Annotated in this window: 22 protein-coding genes, 1 tRNA gene and 1 pseudogene; 12 read left to right on the top strand and 12 right to left on the bottom strand. The window is 21.5% G+C overall.

Features of this window, described 5'->3' with window-relative positions:
* Nucleotides 1–7 precede the first annotated feature (7 nt).
* Genes H0H34_RS01165 through rsmH form a run of 3 tightly spaced genes read right to left on the bottom strand, consistent with a single transcriptional unit; the run spans nt 8 to nt 1,322 of the window.
* On the bottom strand, nt 8–184 hold the full coding sequence (locus tag H0H34_RS01165; protein WP_185873494.1) for a hypothetical protein: 177 nt from the start codon (nt 182–184) through the stop codon (nt 8–10).
* Nucleotides 181–426, bottom strand: coding sequence for an FtsL-like putative cell division protein (locus H0H34_RS01160; protein ID WP_185873493.1), 246 nt, complete (start codon nt 424–426; stop codon nt 181–183). Before H0H34_RS01160 ends, H0H34_RS01165 begins: the two co-directional genes overlap by 4 nt.
* Nucleotides 423–1,322, bottom strand: coding sequence for a 16S rRNA (cytosine(1402)-N(4))-methyltransferase RsmH (gene rsmH / locus H0H34_RS01155; RefSeq protein ID WP_185873492.1), 900 nt, complete (start codon nt 1,320–1,322; stop codon nt 423–425). Before rsmH ends, H0H34_RS01160 begins: the two co-directional genes overlap by 4 nt.
* Nucleotides 1,323–1,379: 57 nt before the next feature.
* On the opposite strand from rsmH, the pseudogene tgt reads away from it, so the two are divergent.
* Together tgt and H0H34_RS01145 are read left to right on the top strand one after the other, a co-directional pair.
* Nucleotides 1,380–2,509 (top strand): annotated as a pseudogene (gene tgt, locus H0H34_RS01150) (tRNA guanosine(34) transglycosylase Tgt).
* 6 nt (nt 2,510–2,515) lie between these two features.
* Nucleotides 2,516–3,586 (top strand): LptF/LptG family permease, encoded by a 1,071-nt coding sequence (locus H0H34_RS01145; RefSeq protein ID WP_185873491.1) that lies wholly within the window; start codon nt 2,516–2,518, stop codon nt 3,584–3,586.
* On the opposite strand, the gene H0H34_RS01140 is transcribed toward H0H34_RS01145, so the two are convergent.
* A complete protein-coding gene (locus H0H34_RS01140; protein WP_185873490.1) occupies nt 3,558–4,898 on the bottom strand; it encodes a S1C family serine protease in 1,341 nt (446 codons plus the stop codon). The genes H0H34_RS01145 and H0H34_RS01140 overlap by 29 nt on opposite strands.
* A 106-nt stretch (nt 4,899–5,004) precedes the next feature.
* Here H0H34_RS01140 and dapF point away from each other — a divergent pair, with 106 nt between their 5' ends.
* Both dapF and H0H34_RS01130 read left to right on the top strand, forming a co-directional pair.
* Nucleotides 5,005–5,796: a diaminopimelate epimerase gene (dapF, locus tag H0H34_RS01135; RefSeq protein WP_185873489.1), complete on the top strand. Its 792-nt coding sequence runs from the start codon at nt 5,005–5,007 to the stop codon at nt 5,794–5,796.
* Nucleotides 5,797–5,821: 25 nt separating this feature from the next.
* Entirely contained in the window at nt 5,822–6,892 is a 1,071-nt protein-coding gene (locus H0H34_RS01130) for a zinc-binding metallopeptidase family protein (RefSeq protein ID WP_185873488.1), read from the top strand.
* On the opposite strand, the gene H0H34_RS01125 is transcribed toward H0H34_RS01130, so the two are convergent.
* Nucleotides 6,861–7,892 (bottom strand): redox-regulated ATPase YchF, encoded by a 1,032-nt coding sequence (locus H0H34_RS01125; RefSeq protein ID WP_185873487.1) that lies wholly within the window; start codon nt 7,890–7,892, stop codon nt 6,861–6,863. The genes H0H34_RS01130 and H0H34_RS01125 overlap by 32 nt on opposite strands.
* Before the next feature lie 30 nt (nt 7,893–7,922).
* Between H0H34_RS01125 and tatC the strand changes: the two genes are divergently transcribed.
* The gene (gene tatC / locus H0H34_RS01120; protein ID WP_185873486.1) at nt 7,923–8,711 is read left to right on the top strand and encodes a twin-arginine translocase subunit TatC; all 789 of its coding nucleotides are present in this window, start codon (nt 7,923–7,925) and stop codon (nt 8,709–8,711) included.
* Between the two features lie 69 nt (nt 8,712–8,780).
* Here tatC and H0H34_RS01115 read toward each other — a convergent pair whose 3' ends face one another.
* A complete protein-coding gene (locus H0H34_RS01115; protein ID WP_185873485.1) occupies nt 8,781–10,091 on the bottom strand; it encodes an outer membrane beta-barrel protein in 1,311 nt (436 codons plus the stop codon).
* 56 nt (nt 10,092–10,147) lie between these two features.
* Complete coding sequence (gene smpB / locus H0H34_RS01110; protein ID WP_185873484.1) at nt 10,148–10,570, bottom strand: SsrA-binding protein SmpB; 423 nt, start codon at nt 10,568–10,570, stop codon at nt 10,148–10,150.
* 89 nt (nt 10,571–10,659) lie between these two features.
* Between smpB and H0H34_RS01105 the strand changes: the two genes are divergently transcribed.
* From H0H34_RS01105 to murI, 7 genes are all read left to right on the top strand, one after another.
* The gene (locus tag H0H34_RS01105; protein ID WP_185873483.1) at nt 10,660–11,508 is read left to right on the top strand and encodes a transketolase; all 849 of its coding nucleotides are present in this window, start codon (nt 10,660–10,662) and stop codon (nt 11,506–11,508) included.
* 18 nt (nt 11,509–11,526) lie between these two features.
* Nucleotides 11,527–12,477 carry a transketolase family protein gene (locus tag H0H34_RS01100; RefSeq protein WP_185873482.1) on the top strand — a complete coding sequence of 317 codons (951 nt, stop codon included), beginning with the start codon at nt 11,527–11,529 and terminating at the stop codon, nt 12,475–12,477.
* Complete coding sequence (locus H0H34_RS01095) at nt 12,474–12,794, top strand: nucleotide pyrophosphohydrolase (RefSeq protein WP_185873481.1); 321 nt, start codon at nt 12,474–12,476, stop codon at nt 12,792–12,794. The genes H0H34_RS01100 and H0H34_RS01095 overlap by 4 nt, the downstream gene beginning before the upstream one ends.
* Nucleotide 12,795: 1 nt before the next feature.
* A complete protein-coding gene (locus tag H0H34_RS01090; protein ID WP_185873480.1) occupies nt 12,796–14,058 on the top strand; it encodes a 3-phosphoshikimate 1-carboxyvinyltransferase in 1,263 nt (420 codons plus the stop codon).
* Between the two features lie 70 nt (nt 14,059–14,128).
* Nucleotides 14,129–14,200 (top strand) — tRNA-Glu (locus H0H34_RS01085).
* Nucleotides 14,201–14,215: 15 nt separating this feature from the next.
* Complete coding sequence (gene rpsT / locus H0H34_RS01080) at nt 14,216–14,470, top strand: 30S ribosomal protein S20 (RefSeq protein ID WP_185873559.1); 255 nt, start codon at nt 14,216–14,218, stop codon at nt 14,468–14,470.
* Between the two features lie 37 nt (nt 14,471–14,507).
* A complete protein-coding gene (gene murI / locus H0H34_RS01075) occupies nt 14,508–15,302 on the top strand; it encodes a glutamate racemase (protein WP_185873479.1) in 795 nt (264 codons plus the stop codon).
* Here the strand turns inward: murI and H0H34_RS01070 are convergent.
* The 5 genes from H0H34_RS01070 to ccoN are packed head-to-tail and all read right to left on the bottom strand — an operon-like array spanning nt 15,299 to nt 21,346.
* The gene (locus H0H34_RS01070; RefSeq protein WP_185873478.1) at nt 15,299–17,581 is read right to left on the bottom strand and encodes an NADP-dependent malic enzyme; all 2,283 of its coding nucleotides are present in this window, start codon (nt 17,579–17,581) and stop codon (nt 15,299–15,301) included. The two genes, murI and H0H34_RS01070, sit on opposite strands and share 4 nt — an antisense overlap.
* A gap of 12 nt (nt 17,582–17,593) precedes the next feature.
* Nucleotides 17,594–18,034, bottom strand: a complete 441-nt coding sequence (locus H0H34_RS01065; protein WP_185873477.1) for a FixH family protein — start codon at nt 18,032–18,034, stop codon at nt 17,594–17,596.
* A 29-nt stretch (nt 18,035–18,063) separates the two neighbouring features.
* On the bottom strand, nt 18,064–18,942 hold the full coding sequence (locus tag H0H34_RS01060) for a cbb3-type cytochrome c oxidase N-terminal domain-containing protein (protein WP_185873476.1): 879 nt from the start codon (nt 18,940–18,942) through the stop codon (nt 18,064–18,066).
* 6 nt (nt 18,943–18,948) lie between these two features.
* A complete protein-coding gene (locus H0H34_RS01055; protein WP_238785464.1) occupies nt 18,949–19,128 on the bottom strand; it encodes a cytochrome oxidase in 180 nt (59 codons plus the stop codon).
* A gap of 10 nt (nt 19,129–19,138) precedes the next feature.
* Nucleotides 19,139–21,346: a cytochrome-c oxidase, cbb3-type subunit I gene (ccoN, locus tag H0H34_RS01050; protein ID WP_185873475.1), complete on the bottom strand. Its 2,208-nt coding sequence runs from the start codon at nt 21,344–21,346 to the stop codon at nt 19,139–19,141.
* Nucleotide 21,347 lies beyond the last annotated feature (1 nt).

Here is a 21,347-nt window from a genome sequence, read left to right as displayed (position 1 = left end):
ATTATAATTATTTTAAGGAAGAACGAAATGATTTAAAATCATTTATTCTTTTTATAACATGTTTTTTATATTTTTCTGAATTATTTTGAATATTAATTATATTATAAATAATTAATATATAAATAAATACAAATAATAAACTAATTAAGTAAGATTTATATAATAATAAATATCTTTCTTTCATATGAAACAAATTAATAAATTATTTTTTTCATAAAATTCTAATTTTTTAATTTCTTTATATAATTTTGAAATTATTTTTATATTATGATCCATTATATGTGAACTAGTAATAATAATTAAAGATATAATAACAAAAAATATTATTAAATTCCAAATATGATACGAATCTTTTTCAACCAAGAATGTACCTTTTAAAATATATAAAATATATTTTTTTACAGTTTTTTTTATAAAAAAAATCATAATCTTTCTGCAACTCTTAATTTTGCACTTCTAGATCTAGAATTACTTTTTAATTCATTAACTGTAGGTTTTATTACTTTTTTATTTATTATTTTAAATGGTTTATAGTTAATTTTTTTTCTTAAAAAAATACCTTTTTTTAAAAAATTTTTTACTATTCTATCTTCAATAGAATGATATGAAATTATAACTAATCTACCTCCTGATAAAATTAATTCATGTGAAATATATAATAATTTTTTTAACATAGAAATTTCATTATTAACCTCTATTCGTATGGATTGAAACAATCTTGAAAAAAATCTTTTTCTTTTTTTAAAAGATCCTTTTATTAGAAAAATATTTTTTAAATCATAACTGGTGTTAATTTCTTTAGTTATACGTTTATCCAATATTTTTTTTACAATTTTTTTCGCGTTTTTAAAATCTCCATATTCTTTTAAAATAGAACATAATTTTTCCTCTGAATATTCATTAATAACATTTTTTGCATTAAAACTATTGGATTCTTGATTCATTCTCATATCTAATATACAGTTTTCTTTAATAGAAAAACCTTTTGATAAATTTTCTATTTGAAAAGAAGACAGTCCAAGATCAACTATCATCCCAGATATTTTTTTCAAAGAAAATAAATTTAAAATATCTTTTATATTAATAAAATTATTGTGAAATAGATAAAAACGTTTATCTATAATAAAATTTTTTTTTATAGAATCTTTATCTTGATCAATTGCTATTAATATAGATTTTTTTTCTAATTTTTTTAAAATTGAATACGAATGTCCTCCTAATCCATAAGTAGCGTCTACATAAATTCCATTTTTATCTGTAATAAGATTATTTATACTTTCTTCTAATAAAACTGGTATATGGTATTGTTTTTTACTAATCATAATTATTTTAATTTTTCATAAATTATTTTTATTATAATTAAACAAATATAATATGTTATGAAATTTTTTTTAGTAAAAAAAAATAAATTATCTAAAGCAAGGGTAGGTTTATTACAAACAGATCATGGAGAAATTAATACACCATTTTTTATGCCTGTAGCTACAAAAGGATATGTTAAATCAGTTAATGTTAAAGAATTATATAATATGTCTGATATTATTCTAGGAAATGCATTTCATTTATATTTTAATCCAGGATTAAAAATTTTATATAAATCTGGAGGAATACATTCTTTTATGAATTGGAAAAAATCTATACTAACAGACAGTGGTGGTTATCAAATTTTTTCTATGAAAAAATTTAATAAAATAACTGATGAAGGAGTAATATTTAAATCTATTATAGATGGATCAATACATTTTTTTTCTCCAGAAAAATCTATGAAAATTCAACGTTTTATAGGTGGAGATATTATAATGTCATTTGATGATTGTCCAGATTTTCCATGTGATTTTAATACTGCTAAAATTTCTATGAAAAGAACATTGTTATGGATGAATAAATGTTTTTTTTTTTAAAAAAAAATCCAGAATTATATAATAATAAACAAACATTTTTTCCTGTAATACAAGGTAGTATATATCCAAAATTAAGAGAAAATTTTGTTGATGAAATATATAATTCTGAAATAGAACCAGAAGGTTTTGCTATAGGTGGTTTAAGTTTAGGAGAAAAAAAAGAAGAAACATATAATATAATAAATTTATTAACTGATAAATTACCATATAAAAAACCTAGATATTTAATGGGAGTTGGTAATCCATCAGATATATTAGAATATATTTCTCTTGGAATAGATATGTTCGACTGTGTTATACCTACAAGAAATGCTCGTCATGGTATGTTATTTACTTGGAATGGAATTATTAATATTAAAAATAAAAAATGGAAATATGATTATTCTTGTATAGATAAATTTGGAAATCATTATGTAGATAAATTTTATAGTAAATCTTATTTAAGACATTTATTTTTAAATAATGAAAATATAGGTAAAGAAATAGCTTCTACACATAATTTATTTTTTTATAAAAATTTATTAAATAAGGCTAGATTTCATATCATGAATAATGATTTTGATGTATGGAAAAAAAATATTATTCCATTTTTAAAAAATAGATTATAAAAATTTATGAAAATATTAGATCGCTATTTAATTAAAAATTTTATAAAATATTTTATTTTTTTTACAATTTCAATTCAAATAATATGTATTATAATGGATCTTACGCAAAGAATACATAAATTAGAAAATAATAATTCTTCTATAAAAGAAGCGTTAATTTATTATTACCCATTTTGGTCTATATGGTTAATTAATACATTTTCCTCAATATCTTTTTTTCTATCTGTCATATTTTTTACATCTAAAATAACAAAACGTTCAGAAATAACAACTATATTATCTAACGGAATTAGTTTTAATAGATTAGCTATTATTTATTTAATATTTGCATCAGTAATAGGATTAATTAGTTTACTAATAAACTATTATGTACTTCCAATAACAAATAAAAAAAAAAATAAATTTCACTATCAATATTTAATAAATTATAATAAAAAATTATATGGAAATAATAAATATTTAACTGCTAAAATCGATAAAAACAGATATTTATTTGTAAAAAATTTTTCTAAGGCTAATAATATAGGAAATGGATGTGTATATGAAATATTTTATAACGAAAAATTAATATACTTATTAAAATCAAAATATATTTTTTGGTCTAAAAAAAAAAAACATTACATAGTATATAATTATAAAGAAATTTTTTTTAAAAAAAATTATGATTTGTTTAAAGAGGGATTGTATAAAATATTAAAAATATCATCAAGTCCTGATGAATTAAGTCCTGATGTTTATTTTTCTGAAAATATGAGTATTACTGAATTAAATAAAATTATAAAAAAAAATAAAAACGATAAAAATATTTATTTAAATGAATATCATAAAAGAATAATTTTACCTTTTTCTATATTAATATTCACAATATTGGGATTATCTATTTCTTCAAATAGAAAAAATAATTTAGGAAATAATATGATTATTGGAATTATTATTATATTTTCTTATATATTTTTAATGGAAATTATAAATATACTTTCATTAAAAAATTATATTTCATCATATTTCATATGGATACCAAATTTAATAACTTTTATTTTTACAATATTTATTTATTACAAAAGAAATAATGAATAAAAACAATTATGTTAAAGTATTTTTGATATTTTTCAACTAATGATTTCCATGAATTTAGTAAACTTGATTTATGTTTAACTTTATTTTTATTTATTATCTCATTTTTTCCATAAATATTTTTTAATAAAACATTAAAACTTATTAATGTACCATTACGTAATACAATAATTTTTATCCTTTCTCCAGGTCTTTTTACTCCTATTATAAATGATAGATCTGAAACATTTCTAATACTATTGTTATTTATACTTTTTATTACATCTCCCTTTTTAATTCCGGCTTCATACGCACTACCTCCATAAAAAACTTCTCCAACTAAGAATCCAGGTTGTGGTTTAATATTTGTATTATTTTTTTTATTAAAATATCTTAATAATTCTATTTTTGATAAATCCATACCTTTAATACCTAAAAAAGCTCTTTTTACTTTACCATATTTTTTTATATCTTGAACGACCTTTAATACTAAATTAGAAGGCGAAGCAAAACTATAACCTATAAAATTTCCTGAAGAAGAAGAAATAGCTGTATTAATTCCAATTAATTCACCATTAGTATTTAATAAAGCTCCTCCACTATTTCCTGGATTTACAGCAGCATCTGTTTGAAAAAAAGATTCTATTGCTGATCTACTTTCTTCTCTTAAAATCCCCAAATTTCTATTTTTTGCACTAATTATACCAGCTGTAACTGTTGAATTTAAATCAAATGGATTTCCTATTGCTAACACCCATTCTCCTACTTTAACTTTATCAGAGTCAGAAAAATATATAAATGGAAGATTTTTTTCGTCTATTTTTAATAGAGCTACATCTGTACTAGGATCAGTACCTATTAATTTAGCTGTATAAACTCTTTGATCATTAAGTGTTACTTCAATTTTGTATGAATTTTTTATAACATGATGATTAGTTACTATATATCCATCAGAAGATATTATTACGCCTGATCCATGATATATTGGTATTTTATCATTTTCTTGAAATTTATTTTCATTATTTTTATTAAATTCATTATCAGGAAATCCAAAAAAAAATTCAAATGGATCAAAACTATAATTATCTACGTTATTTTTAGGAAAATTTTTTATATTTACAACTGCATGTATAGTTTTATCTACAACTTTACTAAAGTTATTGTTATATTCATTATTAACTAATAATGATCGTCTAGATTTACTATTAGATGAATAAGATGAAGTATTATAAGGAAATATAATAGATTCCTTTTCAATATATTTTTTATACGCTGCAATACTTATCATTGAACTAATAAAACTAGTTAATATAATATAAAAAATTATTCTATTCATAATAGTCTGTAAAATTAAAAAAATAAAAATAATACAAAGCAATAATACAATTCAATTTTAACATTTGATTAATAATAATTAAATTTATTAAGTAAATTTTTTATTAATGAAGATTAATTTTTTTAAATTTCATGGAACAGGAAACGATTTTATTATCATAAATGATGATAATTATAAAATAAATGAAAATACAAAATTTTTAAAAAAATTATGTAATAGACGTACTGGAATTGGATCTGATGGATTAATATTAATTAAAAAATATAAAGATTCTAAATATAATTTTTATATGAAATATTATAACTCTAATGGTATAGAAAGCACTATGTGTGGAAATGGAGGTAGATGTGCTGTATACTTTTCTAATATGCTAGGAATTACTAATTCTAATAAAGTAATTTTTAAAACTATTGACGGAGTTCATAAAGGATTAATACATAAAAAAAATAATAACATCATTTCTATCAATATTATTTCTATAAATAATAAAAATATAAAAATATTTCCAAAGTATGTTTTTTTATTTACAGGATCTCCTCATCATATCGTTTTTTTAAATAAAGAAGAACATATAAATATATATAAGGAAGGAAAAAGGATTAGATCTTCTTATAAATATGGAACAAATGTTAATTTTGTAAAAATATATAAGAATTATTTATATGTAAGAACTTATGAAAGAGGTATTGAAAATGAAACTTTATCTTGTGGTACTGGAGTAGTTGCTTCAGTTATTGCTTCTGTAGAAACAAAAAAAATAAGTAAAAAAAATAATATAGAAGTTATTACTTTGGGTGGTAAATTATTAGTCTCTTTTGAGAAAAGAAATAATATATATGAAAATATTTACTTAACTGGTCCTGTAAAATTTGTTTTTAAAGGATTATTTTTTTATTAATTAAACATTAAACAAATAATAATTTATGTTGAACAACAATTCTATTAAATTTTTAGAAAAATATTTAAATAATTTTTCTCCAACTGGAGATGAAAGTGTAGGACAAAAAATTTGGATAGATTATATAAAACCTAATGTTGAAAAAGTATATACAGATCTATATGGAACAGCTGTAGGAATTATAAATCCTAATTCATCAAAAAAATTAGTAATTGAGGCTCATGTTGATGAAATATCATGGTATGTAAATTATATAACTGATAATGGATTAATATATGTATCTCGTAATGGAGGAATTGATCATCAAATTACTCCATCAAAAGTAGTTTTGATTCATACTAATAATGGACCAATATATGGAGTTTTTGGATGGCCAGCAATTCATACTAGAAGATCTTCAGAAGAAAGATCTCCTAATATAAAAAATATATTTATAGACGTTGGTGCTTCAGATAAAAAAGAAGTTAAAAATCTAGGAATAGACGTTGGTTGTCTAATTTCATATCCTAACAAATTTTTTATTATGAATGATAAATTTATTGTATCTAAAGCTTTAGATAATAAAATAGGTGGATTTATAATAGCAGAAGTAGTAAAAATGATAGTTAAAAATAATATAGATTTAAAATATGGATTATATGTAGTGAATTCAGTACAAGAAGAAGTAGGATTAAGGGGGGCTAAAATGATTGCAAATAATATAAAACCAAATATAGCTATTATAACAGATGTTACACATGATACATCTACTCCTATGATAGATAAAAAAATACAAGGAGATATAAAGTGTGGATTTGGTCCAGTAATAACATATGCCCCATCGATACACAAAAAAATTAGAGAATTACTTATAAATACAGCGATAGATAATAAAATGAAATTTCAACGCTTAGTATCTAGTTATGGAACAGGAACAGATACAGATTCTTTTGCATATTCTAATAATGGAGTTTTATGTTCCTTAATATCTGTCCCACTAAAATATATGCACACTTCAGTAGAAATGGTTAATAAATATGATATAAAAAAATCTATAATGCTAATGTTTGAAACATTAAAATCAATTAATAATAATTATAAAGAATTTTTTTACTAATATTAAATCTAAAAGTAATAATATCACCATCATTTATTATATAATCTTTTCCAGATAAAAAAATTTTTCCCATTTTTTTCAAATTAGATTCAGATTTATATTTAATATAATCATTATAACTTATAATTTCTGCTTTTATAAATCCTTTTTGGAAATCCGTATGAATAACAGATGATGCTTCGTGTGCGGTAAATGATATAGGAATATTCCATGATCGGATTTCCTTTTTTCCTACTGTAAAAAATGTTTTTAAGTTAAGTAAAGAAATAATTTCATTTAAAAAATTGTCAAAATCAAAAAGTTCTTTTTTTTTTAAAGAAATAAATAAAATAGATGATGATTCCTTTTTAATTATTTTTTTTAATTGTTTTATTTTTAAATTTTCATTTAAACCATTTGTATTACAAATATATAAAATAGGTTTTATAGTTAGCAAATTTAGATTTTTTAAATATTTTTTTTCATAATTTTTTAATGGTAACATTCTTATGTTATTTCCTTCTATCAAAAAATTTAAAATTTTTTTTAAAAAAAATAAATCTTTTTTATTATTATTTAAACGAGAAATTTGATTTATTTTTTTTTCTATAGATTCTAAATCTTTCATTTGTAATTCAGTATCAATAATTTCTTTATCTCTAATTGGGTCAACACTTCCTTCTATATGAGAAATACTTTCATCATTAAAACAACGTATCATATGAATAATTGCGTTTGTTTCACGGATATGAGATAAAAATTTATTTCCTAAACCTTCCCCTTTGTGAGAACCTTTTATTAATCCAGCAATATCTACTATTTTGATCTCAGATGGAGTAATTTTTATAGGATTTATAATTTTTCCTAACTCAATCGATCTTTTATCTAAAATTTTTATTATTCCATGATTAGGATTTATAGTACAAAAAGGAAAATTTTTTGATAAAACTCTAGAATTAGATACGATATTAAATAATGTTGATTTACCAATGTTTGGTAATCCTATAATTCCACATTTCATGTTTTTATTGTTTTAAATTAAAAAAATAATATGAATAAACAAATAAAAATTCCATTTTGGAAACATATTGAAGAATTAAGAACACGTATAATACGTTGTATTATAGTAATTATTATTTCTATGATTTTTTTTATGTTTAATAAACATATTGTATTTGATTTAATAATATTTGGTCCATCTAAAATGAATTTTATATCTTATCGTTTATTAAAATATATTACAAAAAATATTATAAAATATAATTCTAATCAATTTTTCGAAAAAGATTTATATATACAAAATAGAAAAATATTTGGTCAATTTAATACTTATATATGGACTAGTTTCATTGGAGGAATAATCTTATCTTTTCCATATATATCTTATGAATTTTGGGGGTTTTTGAGTCCTGCTCTTTCTAAAAAAGAAAAAAAATATTCAAAAAAAATTTTTTTAATGATACTAATTTTATTTTCTACTGGAATTTTTTTTGGATATTTTATATTATGTCCATTTTTAATACATTTTTCATATTTTTTTAAAATAAGTAATATACCAAAAAACATATTTGATTTATCTGATTATATTTCATTAATTACAAATTCTGTACTATTAATGGGTATAATTTTTTTATTTCCACTTTTCATTTTTTTATTGACTAAAATGAATTTAATTACATATGAATTTTTAAATAAATATAAAAAACATGCATTTTTAATAAAATTAATTATAGCTTCAGCTATTACTCCTGGAGATATAATAAGTACTATTATAGTTATAGTACCAATGATTATTCTTTATCAAATAAGTTTATTTATTTCAAAAAAAAATCCCTATTGATACAAAAGGGATTTTTTTATTTATTTATTTAATTTTTTTCTTAAAAAAAAATAATTCTTTTAAAATCTTTTAAAAAAAAGATTTTTTTATAGGGAGGAATTTCTTCCATATTTTAAAAATATGGCATGGATAACTAATTATGTTATATTCATCTTTATAAGACACCTTTCTTGAAAAAGATTTTCTATTTTTATTAGTATTAGATCTTTTCTTATTAGGTCTTTTATTAGAATGTTTTCCTCTATTATTTCTATTATTTTTTGATCTATTTTTATTACTCTTTTTGTTATTTTTACCTCTTTTTTCTGTTTTATTTTTTTTATGTTTTTTAGTTTTATTTTTAACGTTTTTATTTACTGAACTATTTGTGTTTACTGTATTTTTATTTTTTGTTTTTGTTGTTGTATTATTTAAAGGTTTATCTTTTTCTTTGTTTTCTTTTATAGAAGGTTTCTCATTAGATTTCTCAGGTTTTTGTTGATTAGGTATTGAAGATGATTTTGTTGTATCTGAATTAGATTTATTTTTATTATTAAATTTTAATCCATATAATAAATCATTATTTAAATTTGTAATCAAATGTTTCTTTGTTAAATCTAATTTTCCATCGTTAGTTGATTTATCTTCTGATTTATTAGAGTTTTTTGAATCTTCTTTTTTTGAATTGTTTTGTTTTAAATCTTTTTCATCATCAGATGATGATTTTTGATCTTTTTCATTATCTTCATATGAAATTTTATTTCCATTTAAAAAATTTTTAAAACGAAATACTAATCCCAGATCATGTTTCCAAAAATCTAGATAATTACTTGATTGTTTAGAAAAAACATGATTATAAGTGCTATTTACATTTATACCAAGATTAGGATGCATCCATAAATTAACTCCGACTCCTCCATCTACAAGTGGAAAATTTACTTTACTTGTTCTGAATAATTGTTTATCAGATATTTTCAAATCATTTTCTATATATGCATTAGACCTATGATATCCTCCACCTAATCTTAGGTAAGGATCAATTTTATTATTAGGTAATGCATGTATTTTTACTCCATTACTCAATTTAACAAATTGAGAATTTCCTACTTTCCATCTGTAGTTTTTTACTAATCCTATAGTACCGTCTAGATATAATCCTACATGATCATTTATATTATATCCTAGTTCTATACCAGAAGATGGACCTATACTATTTCTATCAGAAGAAAAAAAACCTTCTAAAGGATTTTTTTCTGAAAAAAAGTTGATATCGCTTGTTCCTAATTTTATAGAAAAATTTTTTTTTTCATTTTTATCATTTTTATCATTTTTCTCATTTTGAGAAAAAAGATTAGAAAAAAATGCAAGTAAAGCGACAATAAAAATACTTACGTTTTTCATACTATAAATTTCTTTATATATAAACAAATATAAAAATAAAAAGGAATAATATATAACTAATATTGATTTATTTCTTCAATTAATTCTTTATTTTTTTTACTTTTACGTTTATCATACATTTTTTTACCTTTTGCTATATATATTTTTATTTTAACAAATCTTTTTTTTTTAAAAAAAATTTCAACTGGAATAATTGTGATTTTTGGATTTATCAATTTTTTACTAATCTTTATTAATTCTCTTTTTTTTAATAATAGCTTTCTTTCTCTTTTTGTATAATCATTTGATCCAAACTTATATTTTTCAATATAAAGATTAATAATGTACATTTCTTGATTTTTAATTTGACAGAAACTCTCTGATATGTTTACTTTTCTATTTCTTATTGATTTTACCTCCTCACCAAAAAGTTGTATTCCTGCTATATAAAAATCTAATAAATAATATTGAAATCTTGCTTTTCTATTTATAATGTTCATTATAATTATTACTTTTGTATTTTATTAATAATAACAAAAACAAATTTTATAATATTAATTTTATTAAATTAAATTAATGAACGATAACAATGAATATATGTAATTTAAAAAATTTATGTAATCAAGTAAGAAGAGATATTCTAAGAATGGTTAATAATGCAAAATCTGGACATCCAGGTGGATCTTTAAGTTCAACAGAATATTTTGTAGCTTTATATAATGAAATAATGAATTTTAACCCTAAAAAATTTATTATGAATGGAAAAGGAGAAGATATTTTTTTCTTGTCAAATGGACATATCTCTCCTGTTTATTATAGTATATTAGCTAGATCAGGTTTTTTCCCTATTTCAGAACTATCATCTTTTAGAAAGATAAATTCTCGTTTACAAGGGCATCCATCTGTACATGATAAATTACCAGGAATAAGGATTTCTTCAGGATCTCTAGGTCAAGGTATGTCTGTCTCTATTGGTGCAGCTATTTCAAAAAAATTAGATAATGAAAAAAATACTAATGTATTTAGTTTACATGGAGATGGAGAATTAAATGAAGGTCAAATATGGGAAGCAGTATTATATGCTGGAGCTAAAAAAATAGATAATTATATAGCAACAATAGATTATAATAGGCAACAAATAGATGGTAGCACTGATCAAGTATTGCCTCTTGGTGATTTAAATAAAAAATTTAGATCATTTAATTGGGAAGTTTTAGAAGAAAAAAATGGAAACGATGTTAAAAGTGTTATTAATATTTTAAAAAAAGCAATAAAAAAAACTAATAATGAAAAACCTATATTAATTATTTTACATACTAAAATGGGTTATGGTGTAGATTTTATGGTTGGAAAAAACGAATGGCATGGAAAGGCTCCTAATAAAAATGAATTAACAAAAGCATTAATTCAGCTTCCAGAAAGTTTAGGTGATTATTAATAATATTTAATATTAAAAATGAAAGAATTAAAAGAAACTAGAGCTGGATTTGGCGATGCACTGGCTTTTATAGGAAAACAAAATAGTAAAATAGTTGTATTATGTGCAGATTTAACTAAATCTATGTATATGGATAAATTTCGTAAAAAATTTCCAGATAGATTTTTTCAGATTGGAATAGCAGAAGCTAATATGATAGGTATAGCTGCAGGATTGAGTATTGGAGAATACATTCCATTTACTGGGACATTCGCTAACTTTTCTACATCTCGTGTATATGATCAAATACGTCAATCAATTGCTTATTCTTATAAAAATGTAAAAATATGTGCATCTCATTCTGGATTAACTATAGGAGAAGATGGAGCAACACATCAAAGTTTAGAAGATATTGGATTAATGAAAATGCTTCCTGGAATGACTGTAATAAATACATGTGATTATAATCAAACATATGCAGCTACTATAGCTATATCTAAATTTTTTGGTCCAGTATATTTACGTTTTGGTCGTCCTTCTGTTACAAATTTTACAGAAAAAAATCAAGATTTCAATATAGGAAAAGCTATAATTTTAAAAAAAGGTAAGGATGTAACTATTGTTAGTACAGGACATTTAGTATGGGAATCATTAAAAGCATACAAATTTTTATATGAAAAAGAAGGAATTGAATGTGAAATAATTAATGTACATACAATTAAACCAATAGATGAAAAAACAATATTAAAATCAATATATAAAACAAAATGTATTCTTACTGCTGAAGAACATAATTATTTGGGGGGGCTAGGAGAAAGTATTGCAAGAATAATAACTACTAAACAATGTAATATTCCTCAAGAATTAATAGCAGTTAATGATACTTTTGGAGAAAGTGGAAAACCAATAGAATTAATGAAAAAATATAAAATTGATTGTGAATCAATTATAGATAAAGTAAAAATTTTATTAAAAAGGAAAATTAAATGAATAATCTACAAAAAATTGTTCATAAATGGATACATAAAAATGGTATTCGTTACTTTAATATATTAACAAATACTATATTATTGTCTGAAGAAGTTGGAGAAGTATCTAGAATTATTGCAAGAAATTATGGTGAACAGTCAAATAAAAATGAAGAAATAAATGAAGATCTTGGAAAAGAACTATCAGATGTATTATTTGTTGTAATATGTTTGGCTAATCAAACCGGTATTGATTTAGAAAAATCATTTAATAAAAAACTAATAGAAAAAACTAATAGAGATTATAATAGACATCATAAAAATAAAGAATTAAGATAATATGTCTAATAATATTAACATTTATAGAAAAACAAATTGTTTAAATGGGTCTATATCTATAACTGGATCTAAAAGTATATCAAATCGTCTTTTAATTATAAAATATTTATATAAAGAAAATATTAATATTGAAAATTTATCTAATTGTGATGATACTAAAGTATTAGAAAATAGTTTAAAAAATGAATATGATGTTATTAATATCCATCATGCTGGAACTGCAATGCGTTTTTTAACTTCTTATCTTGCAATAAAAGAAAATAAAACAACAATATTGACAGGATCTAGTAGAATGAAACAAAGACCTATTTCAATACTTGTTAATGCACTAAAAAAATTAGGAGCTAAAATTATTTATTTAGAAAAAATTGGATATCCTCCATTAAAAATTTTTGGTAAATCTATTTCAGGAGGAGAAATTTATGTAAATGCAAAAGTTAGTAGTCAATATATTAGTTCATTAATGTTAGTTGCAAATAAATTTAAAAATGGATTAAAAATTTTTTTAGAAAATAAAATAACGTCAATTCCATATATAAAAATGACTTTTGATCTTTTATCATTATCAGGAATTGAAATTATATGGAAAGAAAAATATATCCATATTTTTCCTTATAAAAAAAAAGGAAAAAAAGTCTTTCATATAGAATCAGACTGGAGTTCTGCTTCTTATTATTATTCAATGGCAACTGTTTCAAAAAAAAGTAATATTATGTTAAGTTCATACTTTAATAAAAGCTTACAAGGAGACAAAGAAGTATCTTATTTATATGAAAAATATTTTGGAATATTGACATTTTTCATTAAAAATAAAATTTTTTTAAAAAAAAAAGATAATTTTTATCAAAAAAAATTTATTAAATTGAACTTGAATAAAACTCCAGATTTGGCACAAACTATAATTGTAACTTGCGCATCCATTGGAATAAAATGTTATATAAATGGATTAGAAACCTTAAAAATAAAAGAAACAGATAGATTAGCAGCATTACAAAATGAACTTTATAAATTTGGAATAATTGTAAATATTACAAAATCACATTTAGAAATAAAAGATTTTATAAAAAAAAATATTAAATATCCTATAGAAATAAATACTTATCAAGATCATAGAATGGCTATGTCATTTATCCCTTTTACATTATTAAATAATTTTCCAATTTTAAAAATAAAAGAACCAAATGTCGTAAAAAAATCGTATCCTTCTTTTTGGAATGATTTAAAATCTATTGGTTTTATAATTATGAATAATGATAAAGTATGATTAATTAATCGTATAATTAAATTATATTTATTACTTGTATTAAATATAAAAAAAATTTAATTTGTTATTAGGCCCATTCGTCTATTGGTTAGGACGTCAGGTTTTCATCCTGGAAAGAGGGGTTCGATTCCCCTATGGGCTACATAAATTTATGAATATGGCTAATCATTTATCATCAATAAAAAGAATAAGACAAAATAATATTAAACGTATTAGAAATAAATATTTATATAAAAGTACAAGAACTATTATAAAAAAATTATTGATTAATAAAGATAAAAGTTTTTATCCAAAAGTAATATCTATGATAGATAAATTATCTAAAAAAAATATAATACATTTAAATAAAGCATCTAGATTAAAAAAATATTTACATAAAAAAATAATGATTAACAATAATAAATTTAAATAAAAATTTATAGTTAAATAATAAATTAACTAAATTAACTATGAAGAATAAATATCCTATAGGTATATTTGATTCTGGTATAGGTGGTCTTTTAATAGCAAAAGAAATACAAAACCAAATGCCAAACGAATATTTTATATACTTTGGAGATAGTGCTAATATGCCATATGGTAATAAATCAAAAAATTTTATTGTTAATAATGCAATTAAAATAACAACATTTCTTTATGAAAAAAAATGTAAGGCAATAATAATTGCTTGTAATACAATTACATCTAATGCTTTTGATATAATATCGAATAAATTTAATAATAAAATATTAATATTTAATGTAATAGATCCAATAGTTAAAGATAAGATATTTTTATCTTATAAAAATATAGGAATTATTACTACACCTTCTACTGCTAAATCAAATTTCTATATAAGTAAAATAAAAGAATATTATAATCATTTAAATATTATCCAAATATCTATACCATTATTAGCATATTTCATAGAAAATAATTTTAATATAAAAAAAATAAGATATATTATAAATCATTCTTTATTTAAATTAAAATCAATAGAATCATTAATTTTAGCTTGTACTCATTACTTATATATGAAAAATGAAATAAATAATTATTATAGAGGTAAAGTACATTTAATTGATGTACAAAAAATAGTAGTAAAAGAAATAAAAAAAATATTAGTAAAAAAAGAATTATTATCTTCTAAACAATGTATAAATCCATCAATATTTTATTATACATCTAATAACAACCTTTTTTTTAAAAAAAAGGTTGTTTATTTATTTGGTAAAAGTAATTTTATAGAAAAATATAATTATTAATTATTTCTAATCTGTGCATCAATTACTGCTATAGTGGATAAATTTACTATCTCTTCTATACTAGATTGTATTTGCATTATGTGGGCCGGTTTATTCATTCCTAACATAATAGGTCCTATAGTTTTAATATCACCTAGTCCTCTAATAAATTTATATGTTAAATTACTTGATTCAAGATTTGGAAAAATGAATATATTAGCATTTTTTTTTACTAATTTAGAAAATGGAAATTTACTAGATAATAAAAATTTATTTAAAGCAAAATCTGGCTGTAATTCTCCATCAACTATTAAATTTGGATATTTTTTATGTAAAAATGATACAGTTTTAGATACTTTATTTGATGTTTTAGAATGTGATGAAAAATTTTGAAAGGACAACATAGCTATATGGGGTTCAATATCAAATTCTTTAACTACATGAGATGTCATTAATGCAATTCTAGCTAACTCCTCACTTGTTGGATCAATTATAACAGCAGTATCTGCTAAAAATAATGGGCCTTTTTTTGTTAATAATATAATCATACCAGCTACTTTAAAATCAGATTTTTTTCTTCCTATGACTTCTAAAATAGGTTTTAAACTTAATGAAAAATTTCTAGAATATCCAGTAATAACAACGTCAGCTTCATTTTGATCTACCATCATAGATCCAAAATGATCATTATTTTTAATCCTAATTTTTGATTCATATAAAGTTAATCCTTTTCTACATCTTCTTTTCCAAAGAATTTTTGCATAATTATCTATTATTTCATTATTTTTTTCATCTTCAGGATCTATAATTTTTAATTTTAAATCTAATTTATTTTCTTTAATTAAATTATTTATTTTATTTTCATTTCCCAATACTATAGGAGAATGAATTATTCCTTTTTCATTTAGAATATTAATAGCTTTCAATATATTATATTCATCACCATTACAAAAAACAATTTTTTTAGGACTTGTACGTGCTCTATTTTCTATCATTCTTAAAATTTTACTTTCATATCCCATTCTATCAAAAAGTGTTTCTTCATATACTTTCCAATTAGAAATTGAATTTTTTGCTACTCCAGTACTTATAGCAGCTTTAGCTACTGCAATAGAGACTCTAGGAAGTAATCTATTATCAAAAGGTTTTGGTATAATGTATTCTTTTCCAAAGAAAATATTTTTTTTATTATAAACAATATTTACTTGTTCAGGAACAGGTTCTTTTGCTAAAGATGCTATAGCATATACAGCGGCTAATTTCATTTCATCATTAATAATACTTGCTTGTACATCTAAAGCTCCTCTAAAAATATATGGAAATCCTATTACATTATTTACTTGATTAGGATAATCACTTCTTCCAGTAGCAATAATAACGTCTGATCTAGTTTTTAATGCTAAATTGTAATCAATTTCTGGATCAGGATTAGCCATAGCAAAAACAATTGGATTTTTTGCCATGCTTTTTAGCATATCAGTAGTTAATATTCCTCCTATAGATAATCCTATAAATATATCTGAATTTTTTATAGCTTCTTTTAATGAAAAAAAGTGATTATTTTCATGAATAGAAAACTCTTTTTTTTCTTTATTTAAATCATTTCTTGAATTATGTAATAATCCTTTGCTATCAAACATCATAATATTTTTTGATAAAACTCCTAATTTTTTGTATATTCTAGCACAAGAAATAGCAGCGGATCCAGCTCCATTAATAATCATTTTTACTTTATTAATATTTTTTTTTACATAATAAATTGCATTAAGTAATGCAGCACCTGAAATAATTGCAGTTCCATCTTGATCATCATGCATAACAGGAATATCTAATTCTTTTTTTAAAGTTCTTTCTATGTTAAAAGCTTCTGGAGATTTAATATCTTCTATATTAATTCCACCAAAAGTTGGAGATATAGATTTTACTATTTTTATAAATTTTTTTGGATCAGATTCATTAATTTCTATATCAAAAACATCAATTCCTGAAAATATTTTAAATAATAGTGCTTTTCCTTCCATTACTGGTTTAGAAGCTAATGCACCTATGTTACCTAATCCTAATACTGCAGATCCGTTTGTTACAACTGCGACTAAATTACCTTTAGAAGTATATTTATATACATTTTTAGGATTTCTAACAATCTCTTTACAAGGTTCTGCTACTCCAGGAGAGTAGGCTAAAGATAAATATTTTTGGCTATTATATTTTTTTGTTGGAGTAATTTTTATCTTTCCTGATGGAAATTTACTATGATAAATTAAAGATTCTTCACGAATATTTTTTTTTACTTTCTTCATTTTATTTTTTTTTTATTCATTCCAGTACAAATTCTTTTCAAAAAAATATTTTGTTTTATTATGTTTTAATCTAATTATTATTTTATAGTATCCTTTCCTTAAAAATTTTTTATTAATAAATAATTTATTTCTACCAGAAATATTAAAATATCTTGTTAAATCTAAATTTTTAGAAGAAAATCTAAATAATTTTATTGAACCATAACCATTAGAAATATAAAATATTACCTTAATTCCATAAGGTGAAGTTAAAATATTTATTTTATCTGATAATTTTAAAGCATTTTTTTTTTCATTTATAGTTTCTTGATATTTTAATTCATCTTCATAATATTTTTCTGATACAAGCTGACTATCTATATTTTTAAAAAAAAATGCAATGTAAATTATAAAACTTATAAAAGTTACTATTGATAATATTATACAGGTATCCCATCCTAATTTTATTTTCATAAATTATTTTATAGTTAAAAAAAATTTTATTAATTCCATTTTAATATTTTTTTCCCCTGAGGAGATTTTTTTTGATTTGGTTTTATTTTTTTCTTATTTATAAAATAAACATAACTAGATATTTTTTCAATATCATTACCTTTTATTTCTCCTGATTTTCCAAAAGCGCGCATTGTAGGATTTTTTTTACTACCATTCCATACTATAGAAAATATATTTTTATATAAATCTTTTTCTACTGTATTTATCCAATAATCATCTGTTAAATTAGGTCCAATACTACCACTACCATCTTTTCGATGACAAGTAGAACAATTTTCTTCAAATAAAATTTTTCCATCATTTATTAAATTTTTTTTAAAAAATGATTTTTCTAAAGATGCTTGTGGAGCATACCTTTCAAATATTTTAATTTCCTTTAGTTGTTTTTCATAAGATATTTTGTATTCTTTATAAGGATTAGAAAAATCTAGTGTCAAGTAAGAAAAAAAATAAATTGTAGAAAAAATAATAGTCAATAAAAATAAATGTATCCACCAAATTGGTAAATCATTATCTAATTCTATAATTCCATCAAATCCATGATCTATTTTTTTTACTTTTTCTAATTTTTTATTATTATAATTAAATATAAATCTATAAAGAATAGATAAATAATTTCCCTCATTTTTTTCTAAAATTATTTTTTTATCATTTTCAGATAAAAATTCTATTTTTTTTTTAAAAATTAAATTATTAATAAATTCTAATATTATCAATAATAATACTATTACTATAAAAAATAATATAGTTATTGGATGTTTTATATAAAATATTTTATTATAACTCTTAAGAAAAGTATAAAACGAAAATATTATAACAGATAATGAAGAAAAAATCATAATAAAAGAAGAAATTTTATATTTCATAATTAATTATTTTTTTTCTTTATTATTATCTGTAGCCATTAAACTATCATTTTTATAAAAATCTTTTGGTTTAGAAAAAACAATAAATAAGATAAAAGAAAATATTAAAAAAAATATTATTAATATAATTGATTGAAATATTCCTATGTTTTTTTCTCTTATAAAATAATTTTTAAAAAATCTCATAATTATAAATTTAAGATTTTATATCTGTACCTATTCTTTGTAAATAAGCAATTAACGCGATAACTTCTCTATTTTCTAGAGGTATAAATTTATTTTTAAATTCATTTCTTTCTTTCTCTATTTCTTCCTTTAATTTAGGAAATTCACTATATATATCATTAACAATTTTTTTTGCTTGTTTATTCATATCATTATTATATGTTTTTACATATTCTAATGTATATGGTACACCCAATTTTATCATAGCTTTAATTTTATCATGTGTATAAAATCTATCTAATTTATTATAAATTAACCATGGATATCTAGGCATAATAGATCCTGTGGATGTAGATCTAGGATCATATAAATGATTATAATGCCAGGAACTAGGATTTTTTCCTCCTTCTCTAGCTAAATCTGGCCCAGTTCTTTTAGATCCCCATAAAAATGGATGATCATATACAAACTCTCCTGCTTTAGAATACTCTCCATAACGAACAACTTCATCTCTAAATGGACGAACCTGAGCACTATGACATGAATTACAACCTTCCCTTACAAATAAATCTCTACCTTCTAATTCCAAAGCAGTATATGGTTTAACATTATTAATTGTAGGAACATTTGATTTAATTATTATAGTAGGAATAATTTCAATAAAACCTCCTATAGCTACTGCTAATAAAGACAATATTGTCATTTGTATAGGTCTTTTTTCCAACCAACTATGAAATTTTTCATTTTTATTATCTTCTTTATAAGAAAATTTATTATACAAAAATTTTTCATTTTTTACAAAAAATCCTTTATTAATTGTTTTAATAATATTATATATCATTAGTATAAAACCTATTAAATAAATAAATCCTCCTAAAAATCGTAGTTTATAAAATGGTATTATAGATATTACAGAATCTATAAAATTTTTATATAATAATGTTCCATCTGGATTAAATTGTTTCCACATTGATGATTGTAAAACAGAACTAAAATACATAGGAAAAATATATAGAATTATACCTATTATGCCAAGCCAAAAATGAATATTAGCTAATAATTTAGAATATAGCTTTGTATTCCAAAGTTTTTGTATTATCCAATATATAATACCAAAAGACATAAACCCATTCCATCCTAAAGTACCTAAATGAACATGAGCAATTACCCAATCTGTAAAATGACCTATTGAATTTAAAGTTTTAGTTGCCAACATTGGCCCTTCAAAAGTTGCCATTCCATAACAAACAATTCCAACAACAAAGAATTTTAACACAGGATCTTCTTTTACCTTATTCCAATCACTTCTTAAAGTTAATAATCCATTTAACATACCTCCCCAAGAAGGGGCAATTAACATAATTGAAAATATTGTACCTAACATTTGTGCCCAATTAGGAAGAGATGTGTACATTAAATGATGTGGGCCAGCCCATATATATATAAATATTAAAGACCAAAAATGAATAATAGATAACTTATAAGAAAATATAGGTTGATTTGAAGCTTTAGGAACAAAATAATACATTAAACCTAATATAGGTGTTGTTAAAATAAAAGCAACTGCATTATGACCATACCACCATTGCATCAATGCATCTTGAACACCTGCATATATAGAATAACTTTTAAATGAAAAAAGAGATATAGGTAATTCTAAATTATTAAATATATGTAACATTGCTACAGATACCCATGTTCCTAATAAAAACCAAATACTTACATATAAGTGCTTTATTCTTCTTTTTAAAATACTTCCTATCATATTTATTCCATATACAATCCATATGAATAATATTAATATATCTATAGGCCATTCATGTTCAGAATATTCTTTACTTGTATTAATTCCTAATAGAAAAGTTATCCATGTAGATATTATAAATATTTGCCATCCCCAAAAATGAATCCAACTAAGAATATTACTAAATATTCTTGTTTTTAATAAACGTTGTAAAGAATAGTAATAACCTGTAAAAATTATATTTCCTACAAATGCAAATATTGCCGTATTTGTATGTAACATTCTCCATCTACCAAATCCGAATATACCTCTAGTATATTTTAATTTTTCTCCAAAAATTATTTCTGGAATTTTTGGAGAAAAAAGAAGTAATGCTACAAATAAACCTGCTAAAAAACTTATTAAAGCCCAAAATATTGTAGCATACAAAAAAGCTTTTACTATGTTGTTATTATAATAACTTTTTTTTAAATTATTAGATTGATTAAATTTCATT

This window comes from Blattabacterium cuenoti, assembly GCF_014252375.1.
GTDB classification, from domain to species: Bacteria; Bacteroidota; Bacteroidia; order Flavobacteriales; family Blattabacteriaceae; genus Blattabacterium; species Blattabacterium cuenoti_AH.
The sequence above is the reverse complement of the archived record's forward strand: the minus strand, read 5'-3'. Positions and strand labels throughout refer to the sequence as shown.

Bases quoted from the DNA above. Each gene is read 5' to 3' on its own strand.
- H0H34_RS01165 (WP_185873494.1), bottom strand. From the start codon at position 184: ATGAAAGAAAGATATTTATTATTATATAAATCTTACTTAATTAGTTTA.
- H0H34_RS01160 (WP_185873493.1), bottom strand. From the start codon at position 426: ATGATTTTTTTTATAAAAAAAACTGTAAAAAAATATATTTTATATATT.
- rsmH (WP_185873492.1), bottom strand. From the start codon at position 1,322: ATGATTAGTAAAAAACAATACCATATACCAGTTTTATTAGAAGAAAGT.
- H0H34_RS01145 (WP_185873491.1), top strand. From the start codon at position 2,516: ATGAAAATATTAGATCGCTATTTAATTAAAAATTTTATAAAATATTTT.
- H0H34_RS01140 (WP_185873490.1), bottom strand. From the start codon at position 4,898: ATGAATAGAATAATTTTTTATATTATATTAACTAGTTTTATTAGTTCA.
- dapF (WP_185873489.1), top strand. From the start codon at position 5,005: ATGAAGATTAATTTTTTTAAATTTCATGGAACAGGAAACGATTTTATT.
- H0H34_RS01130 (WP_185873488.1), top strand. From the start codon at position 5,822: ATGTTGAACAACAATTCTATTAAATTTTTAGAAAAATATTTAAATAAT.
- H0H34_RS01125 (WP_185873487.1), bottom strand. From the start codon at position 7,892: ATGAAATGTGGAATTATAGGATTACCAAACATTGGTAAATCAACATTA.
- tatC (WP_185873486.1), top strand. From the start codon at position 7,923: ATGAATAAACAAATAAAAATTCCATTTTGGAAACATATTGAAGAATTA.
- H0H34_RS01115 (WP_185873485.1), bottom strand. From the start codon at position 10,091: ATGAAAAACGTAAGTATTTTTATTGTCGCTTTACTTGCATTTTTTTCT.
- smpB (WP_185873484.1), bottom strand. From the start codon at position 10,570: ATGAACATTATAAATAGAAAAGCAAGATTTCAATATTATTTATTAGAT.
- H0H34_RS01105 (WP_185873483.1), top strand. From the start codon at position 10,660: ATGAATATATGTAATTTAAAAAATTTATGTAATCAAGTAAGAAGAGAT.
- H0H34_RS01100 (WP_185873482.1), top strand. From the start codon at position 11,527: ATGAAAGAATTAAAAGAAACTAGAGCTGGATTTGGCGATGCACTGGCT.
- H0H34_RS01095 (WP_185873481.1), top strand. From the start codon at position 12,474: ATGAATAATCTACAAAAAATTGTTCATAAATGGATACATAAAAATGGT.
- H0H34_RS01090 (WP_185873480.1), top strand. From the start codon at position 12,796: ATGTCTAATAATATTAACATTTATAGAAAAACAAATTGTTTAAATGGG.
- rpsT (WP_185873559.1), top strand. From the start codon at position 14,216: ATGGCTAATCATTTATCATCAATAAAAAGAATAAGACAAAATAATATT.
- murI (WP_185873479.1), top strand. From the start codon at position 14,508: ATGAAGAATAAATATCCTATAGGTATATTTGATTCTGGTATAGGTGGT.
- H0H34_RS01070 (WP_185873478.1), bottom strand. From the start codon at position 17,581: ATGAAGAAAGTAAAAAAAAATATTCGTGAAGAATCTTTAATTTATCAT.
- H0H34_RS01065 (WP_185873477.1), bottom strand. From the start codon at position 18,034: ATGAAAATAAAATTAGGATGGGATACCTGTATAATATTATCAATAGTA.
- H0H34_RS01060 (WP_185873476.1), bottom strand. From the start codon at position 18,942: ATGAAATATAAAATTTCTTCTTTTATTATGATTTTTTCTTCATTATCT.
- H0H34_RS01055 (WP_238785464.1), bottom strand. From the start codon at position 19,128: ATGAGATTTTTTAAAAATTATTTTATAAGAGAAAAAAACATAGGAATA.
- ccoN (WP_185873475.1), bottom strand. From the start codon at position 21,346: ATGAAATTTAATCAATCTAATAATTTAAAAAAAAGTTATTATAATAAC.